The organism is Streptomyces sp. SL06 (genome assembly GCF_058244745.1).
This window is the reverse complement of the sequence record NZ_JBSYOT010000002.1, coordinates 5438004-5450867: the sequence shown is the minus strand read 5'-3', so window position 1 is coordinate 5450867 and position 12864 is coordinate 5438004. Positions and strand designations below refer to the sequence as shown.

Here is a 12864-nt window from a genome sequence, read left to right as displayed (position 1 = left end):
CCCGTTCAGCGGTCGTCCTCCCCGATGTGGTGCACCCGGACCAGGTTCGTCGTGCCCGAGACCCCGGGCGGTGAGCCGGCCGTGATGACCACGACATCGCCCTTCTCGCAGCGCCCGTACCCGGTGAGCAGTTCGTCCACCTGGTCGACCATCGCGTCCGTGGAGTCCACGTGCGGGCCGAGGAAGGTCTCCACCCCCCAGGTCAGGCTCAGTTGCGAGCGCGTCGCCGGTTCCGGGGTGAAGGCGAGCAGCGGGATGGGCGAGCGGTAGCGCGAGAGGCGGCGGACGGTGTCGCCGGACTGGGTGAAGGCAACCAGGTACTTCGCGCCGAGGAAGTCACCGATCTCCGCCGCCGCGCGGGCGACCGCGCCGCCGTGGGTACGGGGCTTGTTGTGCTCGGACAGCGCGGGCAGCCCCCTGGCGAGGACGTCCTCCTCCGCCGCCTCGACGATCCGGGCCATCGTGCGCACCGTGTCGGTGGCGTGCTTGCCGACGCTCGTCTCGCCGGAGAGCATCACCGCGTCCGTGCCGTCGATGACCGCGTTCGCGACGTTGGAGGCCTCCGCGCGGGTGGGCCGGGCGTTGTCGATCATCGAGTCGAGCATCTGGGTCGCCACGATGACCGGCTTGGCGTTGCGCCTGGCCAGCTTGATCGCGCGCTTCTGGACGATCGGCACCTGCTCCAGGGGCATTTCCACGCCGAGGTCGCCCCGGGCCACCATGATGCCGTCGAAGGCCGCGACGATGTCCTCGATGTTCTCCACGGCCTGCGGTTTCTCGACCTTGGCGATGACGGGGACCCGGCGGCCCTCGTCGTCCATGATGCGATGGGCCTCGACGATGTCCCGCCCGCTGCGCACGAAGGACAGCGCGATGGCGTCGAAGCCGCTTCGCAGGGCCCAGCGCAGGTCGTCCTCGTCCTTCTTCGACAGGGCGGGGACGGACACGGCGACGCCCGGGAGGTTGAGGCCCTTGTGGTCGGAGACCATGCCGCCCTCGATCACCCTCGTGCGCACCCGGGGGCCGTCCACACCGGTGACCTCCAGGCAGACCTTGCCGTCGTCGACGAGGACGCGCTCACCGGGGGCGACGTTGTCGGCGAGACCGGCGTAGGTGGTGCCGCAGATGTGGCGGTCGCCTTCGACGCCCTCCTCGACGGTGATGGTGAAGGTGTCGCCGCGTTCAAGGAGTACGGGTCCTTCGCCGAAGTGGCCGAGACGGATCTTCGGGCCCTGAAAGTCCGCGAGGGCGCCGACGCTGCGACCGGTCTCGTCGGACGCCTTGCGGACCCGGCGGTAGCGCTCGTCGTGTTCGGCGTGGGTGCCGTGGCTGAAATTGAAACGGGCGACATCCATTCCGGCGTCGACCAGGGCCTTGATCTGGTCGTACGAGTCGGTGGCGGGCCCAAGGGTACAGACGATCTTTGCTCGGCGCATGGGTCGAGCCTATGACTTACCGGCCGGTAGCGAATTGGCCGTGTATGACCACTCAACAACCTTTGAGCAAAGGGTTATTGACAAGTGTTGAATTGTGCGACAGGGCGCTCCGATGAGCGCTCGGGGGCGGCTCTTAATTCGCCTTTCGGGCAAGTGAGCGGTCCACTGTTGACACGCGGCGCGATCAGGAACGAATCTACGCGCGTTGTTGATGACGCGTCGCCAAGGAGAATCAGCCATGCCGTTGAACCGCCGGAAGTTCCTGAGCAGATCCGCCGTGACGGGGGCGGGGGTGGCGCTGACCGGCGCCGTGACGGCTCCGGCGGCCCAGGCGGCCGGAGCGCACCAGCCCGCGGCGCACCAGGGCCGCGGGAAGAAGCCCAAGCGGTACGCGCTGACCGTGCTGGGCACCACGGACCTGCACGGGCACGTCTTCAACTGGGACTACTTCAAGGACGCCGAGTACACGGACGAGGCGGGCAACGCCCAGGGGCTGTCCCGCATCTCCACGCTGGTGAACCAGGTCCGCGAGGAGAAGGGCCGCCACAACACGCTGCTGCTGGACGCGGGCGACACCATCCAGGGCACCCCGCTGACGTACTACTACGCGAAGGTGGACCCGATCACCGCCAAGGGCGGTCCGGTGCACCCGATGGCACAGGCGATGAACGCGATCGGGTACGACGCGGTGGCGCTCGGCAACCACGAGTTCAACTACGGGATCGAGACCCTGCGCAAGTTCGAGCAGCAGTGCCGCTTCCCGCTGCTCGGCGCGAACGCGGTCGACGCCAAGACGCTCAAGCCCGCCTTCCCGCCGTACTTCATGAAGACGTTCCGGGTGAAGGGCGCGCCGCCGGTGAAGGTGGCGGTGCTGGGTCTGACCAACCCGGGCATCGCGATCTGGGACAAGGCGTACGTGCAGGGGAAGCTGGCCTTCCCTGGTCTTGAGGAGCAGGCGGCCAAGTGGGTGCCGAAGCTGCGCTCGATGGGCGCGGACGTGGTGGTCGTGTCGGCGCACTCCGGGTCGTCGGGCACGTCCTCCTACGGTGACCAGATCCCGTACGTCGAGAACGCGGCGGCCAACGTGGCCAAGCAGGTGCCGGGCATCGACGCGATTCTCGTCGGGCACGCCCACGAGGAGATCGCGGAGCTGAAGGTCGTCAACGACGAGACCGGCAGGACGGTCGTGCTGTCGGAGCCGCTGTGCTTCGCCGAGCGGCTCACCCTGTTCGACTTCGAGCTGGTCTTCGAGCGGGGCCGCTGGCACGTCGAGTCGGTCAGGGCGTCGCTGCGCGACTCCGCCACGGTCGCGGACGACCCGCGGATCACCAGGCTGCTGAAGGACCAGCACAAGAAGGTCGTGGCGTACGTCAACCAGGTGGTCGGGACCGCGACCGAGACGCTGACGACGGTCGACGCGCGGTACAAGGACGCCCCGATCATCGACCTGATCACCAAGGTGCAGGAGGACGTGGTCAAGGAGGCGCTGGCCGGCACGGAGTACGCGTCACTGCCGGTCCTGGCGCAGGCCTCCCCGTTCTCGCGGACCTCCGAGATCCCGGCGGGCGATGTGACCATCCGGGACCTGTCGAGCCTGTACGTGTTCGACAACACCCTGGTGGCGAAGCTGATGACGGGCGCGCAACTGCGCGCGTACCTGGAGTACTCGGCGCAGTACTACGTGCAGACGGCGGCCGGTGCGCCGGTGGACGTGGACAGGCTGACCAACGCCGAAGGCCGCCCGGACTACAACTACGACTACGTGTCGGGGCTCACGTACGAGATCGAACGTCGCGCAGCCGGCCGGTGCGCGGATCAAGAACCTGTCCTACGACGGTGCTCCGCTGGACGACGCGCAGGAGTTCGTGCTGGCGGTGAACAACTACCGGGCCAACGGCGGCGGTGCCTTCCCGCACGTGGCGTCGGCCAAGGAGCTGTGGGCGGAGTCGACGGAGATCCGCACCCGGATCGCGGAGTGGGCGACGGCCAAGGGCGTACTGGACCCGAAGGACTTCGCGTCCGTGGACTGGGCGTTGACGCGCGACGGCACTCCGGTGTTCTGAGCCGCCGGTGCCGAGACGGCCTCAGATTCCGTCCGCCAGCGGGGTGAGCGCCCGGTGCCGGCGCGCGGACGGGATCCGGGGCTGTGCGTTGTCCAGGCCGAAGGTGGTGAACGCGGTGCGGCCCGGCAGCGGGTACGGCTCCTGCCCGGTCAGGTCGTTGAGGACGGTCGCGCCGCGCCAGGCGGCGAGGCCGAGGTCGGGTGCGCCGACCCCGTGGGTGTGCGTCTCGGCGTTCTGGACGTAGACGGAACCGGTGACGCGGGGGTCGAGGACGAGGCGGAAGCGGTCGTCGACGCGGTGGCGTTCGCGGCTGTCGCGCCGCAGATAGGGGTCCAGAGCGGCGAGGACGCGCCCGAGGGGGCGTTCGCGGTGGCCGGTGGCGAGGACCACGGCGTCGGTGGTGAGGCGGGAGCGGGTCTTCTGCTGGGTGTGTTCCAGGTGGAGTTCGATCCGGGTGCCGGTGAGCCGGCCGGCGGTGCGGACGTGCACGCCGGGGGTGAGGACGGTGTCGGGCCAGCCGCCGTCGAGGGTGCGGCGGTACAGCTCGTCGTGGATGGCGGCGACGGTGTCCGCGTCGATGCCCTTGTGCAACTGCCACTGGGCGGCGACGAGGCGGTCGCGGACCGGTTCGCTCAGGGCGTGGAAGTAGCGGGTGTAGTCGGGGGTGAAGTGCTCCAGGCCGAGTTTGGAGTACTCCATGGGCGCGAAGGCCTCGGAGCGGCCGAGCCAGTGCAGCCGCTCGCGGCCGGCGGGCCGGCGGCGGAGCAGGTCGAGGAAGACCTCCGCGCCGGACTGGCCGGTGCCGATGACGGTGACGTGCCCGGCGGCGAGCAGCGCGTCGCGGTGGCCGAGGTAGTCGGCGGCGTGCACGACGGGGACGCCGGGCGCGTCGGCGAGGGGTCTGAGCGGGTCGGGGACGTACGGCTCGGTGCCGACGCCGAGGACGACGTTCCTGGTGTGGGTGCGGCCGAGGGCCTCGGCCTCTCCGTCGGCGTCGAGCTGGGTGTAGTCGACCTCGAAGACCTCCCGTTCGGGGTTCCAGCGCACGGCGTCGACCTGGTGGTGGAAGCGGAGGGAGGGCAGGCTCTCGGCGACCCAGCGGCAGTAGGCGTCGTACTCGGCACGGGGGATGTGGAAGCGTTCGGCGAAGTAGAAGGGGTAGAGGCGTCCTTCGGCCCTGAGATGGTTGAGGAAGGACCAGGGGCTGGTCGGGTCGACGAGGGTGACCAGGTCGGCGAGGAAGGGCACCTGGACGCGCGCGCCGTCGATGAGCAGGCCGGGGTGCCAGCGGAAGGCGGGGCGCTGGTCGTAGAAGACGGCGTCGAGGCCGGTGAGGGGGTCGGCGAGGGCCGCGAGGGAGAGGTTGAAGGGGCCGATGCCGATGCCGACGAGGTCGCGCGGGGCTTCGGGGGTGTGGTGCGCGGCGGTGTTCATCGCGGGAGGTGTCCTTCCACGTGGGTGAGGAGGGCGGCCAGGTCGCCGGGCCGGGTGTGGGGGTTGAGGAGGGTCGCCTTGAGCCAGAGCCGGCCGTCGGCGCGGGCGCGGCCGAGGACGGCGCGGCCGGTGGTGAGCAGGGTGCGGCGTACGGCGGCCACGGCGTCGTCGGTGGCGTGTGCGGGCCGGAAGAGGACCGTGCTGATGGTGGGCGGGGCGTGCAGTGCGAAGCCGGGGTGCTCCTCGACCAGGTCGGCGAACTCCTGGGCGAGGGAGCAGACCGCGTCGACGAGGGCGCCGAGTCCGCTGCGGCCCAGGGTCTTGAGGGTGACCGCGGTCTTGAGGATGTCGGGGCGGCGGCTGGTGCGCGGGGAGCGGCCGAGGAGGTCGGGCAGCCCGGCGTCGGTGTCGTCGTCGGCGTTGAGGTAGTCGGCGTGGTGGTGGAGGGCCGCGAGGTCGTCGGCGTCCTTGACCGCGAGGAGTCCTGCGGGGATCGGCTGCCAGCCCAGTTTGTGCAGGTCGAGGGTGACGGTGTGGGCGGCTTCGAGGCCGGCGAGCCGGGCGCGGTGCCGGGCGCTGAAGAGGAGGCCCGCGCCGTAGGCGGCGTCGATGTGGAGGCGGGCGCCGTGGTCGGCGCAGCGGGCGGCGATCTCGGGCAGCGGGTCGACGAGCCCGGCGTCGGTGGTGCCGGCGGTGGCGGCGACGAGATGCGGGCCCGGGACCCGGGTGAGGGCCGCGTCGAGGGCGGCGGGGTCGAGGGTGCCGGTGGGGGTGGGGACGGCGACGGGTTCGGGCAGCCCGAGCAGCCATGCGGCGCGGGGCAGGGAGTGGTGGGCGTTCGCGCCGTGGACCAGCCGCACGCCCGCGCCGTGCGTCTCGCGGGCGAGCAGGAGGGCGAGCTGGTTGGACTCGGTGCCGCCGGTGGTGACCACGGCGTCGGCGGCGCCGGTCTCCCGGGCGAGGGCGTGGGTGACGAGGGCTTCCAGCGCGGAGGCGGCGGGCGCCTGGTCCCAGGAGTCGAGGGACGGGTTGAGGACGCTCGCGGCGAGGTCGGCGGCCGCGGCGACGGCGAGGGGCGGGCCGTGCAGGTGGGCGGCGCACAGGGGGTGGGCGGGGTCGGCGGCGCCCTCGGCGAGCGCGGTGACCAGGACGCGGAGCGCCTCGGGTGCGCCGCGGTCGGGCAGGATCTCACCGACCGCGTCCGCCAGCCGGTGCGTGACGGCACCGGGCCCGCCCGCGGGCAACGGTCCGCCCCGCGCCGCGGCGCCGGCCCGCAGGGCGTCGAGCACGGTGTCGAGCAAGGGCCGCAGGGCCTCGGGCCCGCGGGGCCCCGAGGCAAGAGCCGGCATACCCATGGCTGCCCTCCGGACACGGAGACGGAGCCACCAGCTTGTACGCGAACCCCCGCCCCCACCCGAAAAGCCCAGGGATCAGAACCCGAAAGGGGGAAGGGGCTGCGCACGGGCCGACTCCGTCGGGTGCCGACCGGAGGGGCGGGGCGGACACTCGACCCGGACGAACACCGGCCCCCGGACGGACACCGACCGGGTGCGGGCACCGGTCCCGGGTCGGCGTCGGCACCGACCCCGGGCCGGCACCAGTCCGGGCCGGCCACAGGCCGAGGACGTACCCCGACCCGGCAAGGTCAGGCTCCAGGTGTCTCGCGTACCCGCAAGGCGCGGGACAGGTCGGCGAGTTGGTCGGTCAGTTTGCGGTGCAGGGCGGGGATGGGGGTGGCGCCGGCGAGGCATTCCTGGCCCAGGCGCAGGTTTTCCGCGTCGACGGCGTGGCCTGGGAACGCCCAGCGGCCGGCGGCGTCGGCGATGGCGGGGCCGCGGCGGGCGGCGACGGCGACCGCGTCGGCGTAGTAGCGCGGCACGTACTCCCGTACGAGGTCGGCCTGTTCGGGCTGCCAGAAGCCCTGCGCGGTGGCGATGAACAGGTAGTTGGAGAGGTCGTCGGAGGCGAACATGGCCTCCCAGGCGCGGCTCTTGGCCGCCGGGTCGGGCAGCGCGGCGCGGCAGCGGGCGGCGCCCTCCTGGCCGGCGGCGCTGGGGTCGCGTTCGAGTTCGGCGGCGATCGCGGCCTCGTCGGTGGCGCCGAGGACGGCGAGCCTGGTCAGGATGCGCCAGCGCAGCTCGGGGTCGAGTTCGGGGCCGCCGGGCACGGTGCCGTCGGCGAGCCAGGCGGCGATGGTGTCGGGGTGGGCGGCGGTGGCGATGCGGTGGCGTACGGCGATGAGGCGCAGCCCGGGGTGGTCGCCGTCCTCGGTGCGCCGGATCAGGTCCCGGCACAGCTCGGCGAGGGTGGTCAGGGCGGCGGGCCGCTGCTCCGCAGTGAGGTAGCGGTCGGCGACCTGGGCGGTGGCGAAGGCGAGGACGCCGTCGACGAGCGCGAGGTCGGTCTCGTACGGAAGGTGGGCGCGGGCGATGTCCAGGTAGCTGCCGGCGGGCAGTTCGCCGTCGCGGACGGCGTCCCTGAGCGCGTTCCAGATGACGGCCCGGGTGAGCGGGTCGGGCAGGCCGGACAGGCTCTCGCGGACGGTCCGGAAGGAGTCGGCGTCGAAGCGGATCTTGGCGTAGGTGAGGTCGCCGTCGTTGAGGACGACGAGCGCGGGGCGGGCGCCGGCGGTGCTGATGCCGGTGTTCTCGCCGGTGAGATCCGCTTCGAGGCGCTGGCGCAGGGTGAGCCGGCCGGCCTCGTGGAGGTCGTGGTCGTAGACGCCGACGGTGATGCGGTGCGGCCGTGTGCCTCCCCCGGGATGGAGGTGTCCGGCGTGCTTCGGGTCTTTGCGGTCCCTGGCGGGGTCGGGCGCGGACCAGACCCCCGTGCTGCCCCGGTGCGAGATGTCGAGGCTCCAGTGGCCGTTCTCGGCGCGCAGTTCCGGGACGAGGGTGTCGACGCCGGTGGTGCGCAGCCAGGCGTCGGCCCAGGCGTGGACATCGCGGTCGGTGGCGGCGGCGAGGGAGTCGATGAAGTCGGCGAGGGCGGCGTTGGCGAACCTGTGCCGGTCGAAGTGGATGTTGATGCCGGCCAGGAAGTCCTTCTCGCCGAGCCAGGCGACGAGTTGGCGCAGCGCGGAGGCGCCCTTGGCGTAGGAGATGCCGTCGAAGTTGAGGAGCGCGGAGGCGGTGTCCTCGACGTTCTCGGGGGCGACGGGGTGGGTCGAGGGCCGCTGGTCGGCGTCGTAGCCCCAGGGCTTGCGGGTGACGCCGAATTCGGTCCAGGCGTCCTGGAAGCGGGTGGCCTCGACGGTGGTCTGGTAGCCCATGTACTCGGCGAAGGACTCGTTCAGCCAGATGTCGTCCCACCAGCGCAGGGTGACGAGGTCGCCGAACCACATGTGGGCCATCTCGTGGGCGATGACCATCGCACGGGTCTGCCGCTGGGTGTCGGTGACGGCGGACCGGAAGACGAACTCGTCGCGGAGGGTGACCAGGCCGGGGTTCTCCATGGCGCCGGCGTTGAACTCGGGGACGAACGCCTGGTCGTAGGAGTCGAAGGGGTAGGGCTCGGTGAACTTCTCGTGGTAGCGGTCGAAGCAGCCGCGGGTGACCTCGAGGAGTTCGTCGGCGTCGTCGTCCAGGTGGGGGGCGAGCGAGCGGCGGCAGTGGATGCCGAAGGGCAGGCCGCGGTGCTCGGTGCGCACGGAGTGCCAGGGTCCGGCGGCGACGGCGACGAGGTAGGTGGAGACCGGCGGGGTGGCGGCGGCCTTCCAGCGGCCGTCGCCGGTGTGCTCGGTGACGCCGTTGGCGAGGACGGTCCAGCCCTCGGGGGCGGTGACGGTCAGGTCGAAGACGGACTTGAGGTCGGGCTGGTCGAAGGCCGCGAAGACGCGCTGGACGTTGTCCATGAACATCTGGGTGTAGACGTAGGTCTCGCCGTCGGTGGGGTCGGTGAAGCGGTGCATGCCCTCGCCGGTGCGGGAGTAGCGCATGGCCGCGTCGACGCGCAGCTCGTGCTCACCCGGTGCGAGGTCCTTCAGCGTCAGCCGGTTCCCGTCCAGGGCGGCCGGGTCGAGGGGCTGTCCGTCCAGGGTGACGGCGCGCAGCTCGGCGGGCTTGACCTCGACGAAGGTGTCCGTGGCCGCCCTGTCGCCGCGGACCGTGAACCGGATGACGGTACGGGAGTCGAAGGTCTCGTCCCCACGGGTCAGATCGAGGTCGATCGCGTAGTGGTGGACGTTGAGGAGCCGGGCACGGGTCTGCGCTTCGTCGCGCGTCAGTACGGACATGCACGACATGCTGCCTGATGCCGTCGGCAGGGCACAGAGGCGGTTCGGTACGCGAGGTATGTCCGGTCCGCCGCGCTGTCCGCCGTGCTCTTCGCCGTGCGCCCCCGCGGGCGGTGCGCGCACGGCGCGTGTGCCCGTGCGCGCGCCCTCCGTGCCGTGGCCGGGCTCAGCGCGGCGCCGGGGAGGTGCCGCCGCCGTTGCTCTCCGCGATGCGCTCGTGGTGGTGGATCACCTCGGCGATGATGAAGTTCAGGAACTTCTCGGCGAACGCCGGATCCAGTTTGGCGCTCTCGGCGAGGGTGCGCAGCCGGGAGATCTGCTCCGCCTCGCGGGCCGGGTCGGCGGGCGGCAGCCGGTGGCGTGCCTTGAGGTGGCCGACCTGCTGGGTGCACTTGAAGCGCTCGGCGAGCATGTGGACGACGGCCGCGTCGATGTTGTCGATGCTGTCCCGCAGCCGGCCCAGCTCCTCGCGGACGGCGGGGTCGACGGCATCGGTACCGGTGTTGCTGGTGGTCATGGGCGTCCACCCTACGGCCGGGTCCCGCGCCGTCGCAGACCGTCTCAGGCGCTGAACGCCCCGGCGGGGCGTACTCCTCGTACAGTGGAGGGCAGGGTTCAGGCGTCTTGGGGGTTGGGGCGTGGCCAACGGCGGACCGGTCGAGCACGGCTTCCCGCACCTGGAGACGGTGCGTGCGGCGGTCACCGCGCTGTACAGGCGTCTGTCGTACGACACCGTCCAGACGTTCTCGGCCAGTGTGGCCCCGGTGGACGTGGCGTTCCACGACACCGACGACCTGTATCTGGGCGCGCAGCGGGTGGCGCACGAGCTGGTGCGGCACTACCGGCTGCCCGACGCCCGCATGATCGTCTCCTTCCGCGAGATGACGCACGCGGCGAACGTGGAACTCACGGCGGGCCCGGAGTACTTCATCGAGCTGAACGACCGCTTCCGCACGCATCGCCGGGACATCGGGGCGGCCCTCGCGCACGAGGTGATGCACGTGTATCTGCACCGCCTCGACCTGTACTTCCCCGGCACCCGGGACAACGAGATCCTCACGGACACGGCGACGGCGTACCTGGGCGCGGGCTGGCTGCTGCTGGACGCCTACCGGGAGGACTCGGCGTCCTCGCAGAAGCTCGGGTATCTGACGCCGGAGGAGTTCGGCTATGTCCTGGCCAAGCGGGCGCTGGTCTTCGGCGAGGACCCGTCGGTGTGGTTCACCAGTCCGCAGGCCTACACGGCGTACGTCAAGGGCATGGCACGGGCCCGCCGGGACGAGCGGCAGCCGCCGCTCACCGCGGCCGGCTGGGCGGGCCGCCGCCGCTACGTCCGCGACCGCCGCCTCGCCCGGGACCCGCACACCGCGGGCCTCCCGACGGGCGGCCCGTACGCCTTCACGGCGGACACGGCGAGCACGGCGGGCGGGCACGGGCCGCTTCGGGTGTCCTTTCCCTGCCCGACCTGCCATCAGCGGATCAGGGTGCCGGTGCGGGGCCGGGTGCGGGCGCGGTGCGGGCTGTGCCGGACGGTTCTGGAGTGCGACACGTAGTGCGCGGGGGCGCTGCTTCAATGCCCGTATGACACAGGCGATCGAAGAACCCTGGGGCATCAGCGTGTTCGGCGCGGGCACGGTGCGGGTGGAACCGGGACTGGCGCGGGTACAGCCGGCCGTGGACGTGCTGGAGCCCTCGCCGGACCAGGCCTTCCGGCAGGCGCGGGCGGCCGTGGCCCGGCTGCGGGAGGTGCTGCGCCGGCACGGCGTGCCGGACGGCTCGGTCTCCGGCTCCCGGCTCGGCCTGACCTCGGAGTACGACGGTCACGGCGGCGGCCGGACGCTCCTCGGCTACCGCTGCCAGGCCTCGTACTCGGTGGAGACCGAGGCGCTGGACGATCTCGAGCAGCTGATCGTGGACGTGGTGGACGCGGGGGCGCACCGGATCGACAGCGTCGAGTTCGACGTGCTCGACAGGCCGGCGCTGCGTGACGAGGCGCGTCGCAGGGCCGTGTCCGCCGCCCGCCGCAAGGCCCAGGTGTACGCGGAGGCGGCGGACGTGCGGCTGGGGCCGGTGCTGCACATCCAGGACGTGGAGTCCGAGCCCCTCGCCTCGTTCCGCGCCGCCCGGGGCGGCGGACCGCCCGACGCCCTGGCGCCGGGTGCGGTGGAGGTGTCCGCGGGCGTCCTGCTGGGCTTCTCCCTGCGCCACTGACACGGTCCCGACGACCGGCCACCACTCCTCCGACTCCCCACGCGCACACGGCCGTCGGGGGAGCGGGCGGCACCCCGGCGCTCGGCCCGCCCACCGGCATTCGCTATTTTGTTCGCCGCCGTACCCACCGGCTCGTCGTCCGTCCCACCCCGAGGAGCCGGCCGTGGCTTGCGAGTCCACCGTCGCACCACCACCCGCTGCCGCCGTCCCGCGGCGGCCGCCACTTCCGCCGGGGCCCGCATCCGGGCTACGGGGGCGCGTTCGGGATCCACTGGGCCGCCCGCGTCACACCGTGCTCTACTTGCTCTCGTCGCTCTGCAGTTCGGTACTCGAACTGCTGCTCGCCGACCCCGGTCGGCCCTCGGCCTCCGTCAACCGCTTCGTGGCCGACCCGCCGCCGTGGCCGCCGCTCTCCGCCGGGCCCACCTCCCGGCAGGGCCGCCTCTGCGGACAGCCAGCGGGCGGGGCGCCGGTCCCGGCGTACGCGTGGCGGGGCCGGTGGCGCGGCCGGCGGTGGGGGCGGTGATCAAGGTGTCGGACCTGACAGGCGGAGGTATCCCTCTATGAAACGTGCCGGTGTGCTGCTCCTCGCAGCCGTTCCCGTGATCGCCACGGGGGTGTACTTCGTCCTGCCGGGGGACTCGGCGGACGCACCGGTCACTCCCCCGGCGGCCACCGCCCAGTCGGCCCGCGAGGACGCCAAGGACCGGGCCGAGGAGGAGCGCGAGGCCGACGACGAGGTGATCGCCGACCTGCCGGCCGGGCTCGCCGCGCCGGCGAAGAAGGAGCTGGCCCAGCAGCTGGTGTCGAGCGCCGAGAACTCGACCACCGAGTGGCGCACCGCCTACGGCGCCGTCCAGGACGTCGGGGACGGCGACGGCTACACCGCGGGCATCGTCGGTTTCTGCACCGGCACCCACGATCTGCTCACCCTGGTCGAGCGCTACACCAGGGCCCACCCGGACAACGGTCTCGCCGGGTATCTGCCCGCCCTGCGCAAGGTCGACGGCACCGACTCCCACCAGGGCCTGGACCCGGGCTTCACCGCGGCCTGGAAGGCGGAGGCGCGGGTCAGGGCGTTCCGCGACGCGCAGGAGGAGGAGCGCGACCGCGTCTACTTCGACCCGGCGGTCCGCCTCGCCAAGCTGGACGGCCTCGGCACGCTCGGCCAGTTCGTCTACTACGACGCGATGGTCTTCCACGGCCCGGACACGGACGCCGAGGGCTTCTACGGGCTGCGCGAGCAGGCCATGCGCGAGGCGAAGACCCCGGCCCGGGGCGGCTCCGAGAAGGCCTACCTGAACGTCTTCCTGGATGTCCGCCGAAAGGCCATGGCGGCCAAGCGTCCGGGCATCGACACCTCCCGCGTGGACACGGCCCAGCGCCGGTTCCTGGCGGCCGGGAACATGAAGCTGCGGACGCCGCTGGTGTGGGAGGTGTACGGGGACACCTACCGGGTGCCCTGAGCATGCGACGGCGCCTGCCC

9 protein-coding genes and 1 pseudogene are annotated in these 12864 nt (G+C 72.3%); 5 read left to right on the top strand and 5 right to left on the bottom strand.

Features of this window, described 5'->3' with window-relative positions:
- Positions 1 to 5: 5 nt before the first annotated feature.
- The gene (gene pyk / locus AC4IHM_RS24950) at positions 6 to 1436 is read right to left on the bottom strand and encodes a pyruvate kinase (RefSeq protein ID WP_490869236.1); all 1431 of its coding nucleotides are present in this window, start codon (positions 1434 to 1436) and stop codon (positions 6 to 8) included.
- A 238-nt stretch (positions 1437 to 1674) separates the two neighbouring features.
- Here pyk and AC4IHM_RS24945 point away from each other — a divergent pair.
- Positions 1675 to 3499: pseudogene (locus AC4IHM_RS24945) on the top strand (bifunctional metallophosphatase/5'-nucleotidase).
- A gap of 21 nt (positions 3500 to 3520) precedes the next feature.
- On the opposite strand, the gene AC4IHM_RS24940 reads toward AC4IHM_RS24945, so the two are convergent.
- The 4 genes from AC4IHM_RS24940 to AC4IHM_RS24925 form a co-directional block, all read right to left on the bottom strand.
- Positions 3521 to 4933, bottom strand: a complete 1413-nt coding sequence (locus AC4IHM_RS24940) for a lysine N(6)-hydroxylase/L-ornithine N(5)-oxygenase family protein (protein WP_490869235.1) — start codon at positions 4931 to 4933, stop codon at positions 3521 to 3523.
- Positions 4930 to 6288 carry a pyridoxal phosphate-dependent decarboxylase family protein gene (locus AC4IHM_RS24935; protein ID WP_490869234.1) on the bottom strand — a complete coding sequence of 453 codons (1359 nt, stop codon included), beginning with the start codon at positions 6286 to 6288 and terminating at the stop codon, positions 4930 to 4932. Before AC4IHM_RS24935 ends, AC4IHM_RS24940 begins: the two co-directional genes overlap by 4 nt.
- A 290-nt stretch (positions 6289 to 6578) precedes the next feature.
- Positions 6579 to 9176: an aminopeptidase N gene (gene pepN / locus AC4IHM_RS24930; RefSeq protein ID WP_490869233.1), complete on the bottom strand. Its 2598-nt coding sequence runs from the start codon at positions 9174 to 9176 to the stop codon at positions 6579 to 6581.
- 157 nt (positions 9177 to 9333) lie between these two features.
- Positions 9334 to 9684: a chorismate mutase gene (locus tag AC4IHM_RS24925; RefSeq protein WP_490869232.1), complete on the bottom strand. Its 351-nt coding sequence runs from the start codon at positions 9682 to 9684 to the stop codon at positions 9334 to 9336.
- 121 nt (positions 9685 to 9805) lie between these two features.
- On the opposite strand from AC4IHM_RS24925, the gene AC4IHM_RS24920 reads away from it, so the two are divergent.
- The 4 genes from AC4IHM_RS24920 to AC4IHM_RS24905 all read left to right on the top strand — a co-directional run bounded on the left by AC4IHM_RS24920 (position 9806) and on the right by AC4IHM_RS24905 (position 12844).
- Entirely contained in the window at positions 9806 to 10720 is a 915-nt protein-coding gene (locus AC4IHM_RS24920) for a hypothetical protein (protein ID WP_490869231.1), read from the top strand.
- Positions 10721 to 10748: 28 nt separating this feature from the next.
- Positions 10749 to 11378 carry an SIMPL domain-containing protein gene (locus AC4IHM_RS24915; RefSeq protein WP_490869230.1) on the top strand — a complete coding sequence of 210 codons (630 nt, stop codon included), beginning with the start codon at positions 10749 to 10751 and terminating at the stop codon, positions 11376 to 11378.
- Between the two features lie 301 nt (positions 11379 to 11679).
- On the top strand, positions 11680 to 11904 hold the full coding sequence (locus AC4IHM_RS24910; protein ID WP_490869229.1) for a hypothetical protein: 225 nt from the start codon (positions 11680 to 11682) through the stop codon (positions 11902 to 11904).
- Between the two features lie 37 nt (positions 11905 to 11941).
- Complete coding sequence (locus AC4IHM_RS24905; protein WP_490869228.1) at positions 11942 to 12844, top strand: chitosanase; 903 nt, start codon at positions 11942 to 11944, stop codon at positions 12842 to 12844.
- Positions 12845 to 12864 lie beyond the last annotated feature (20 nt).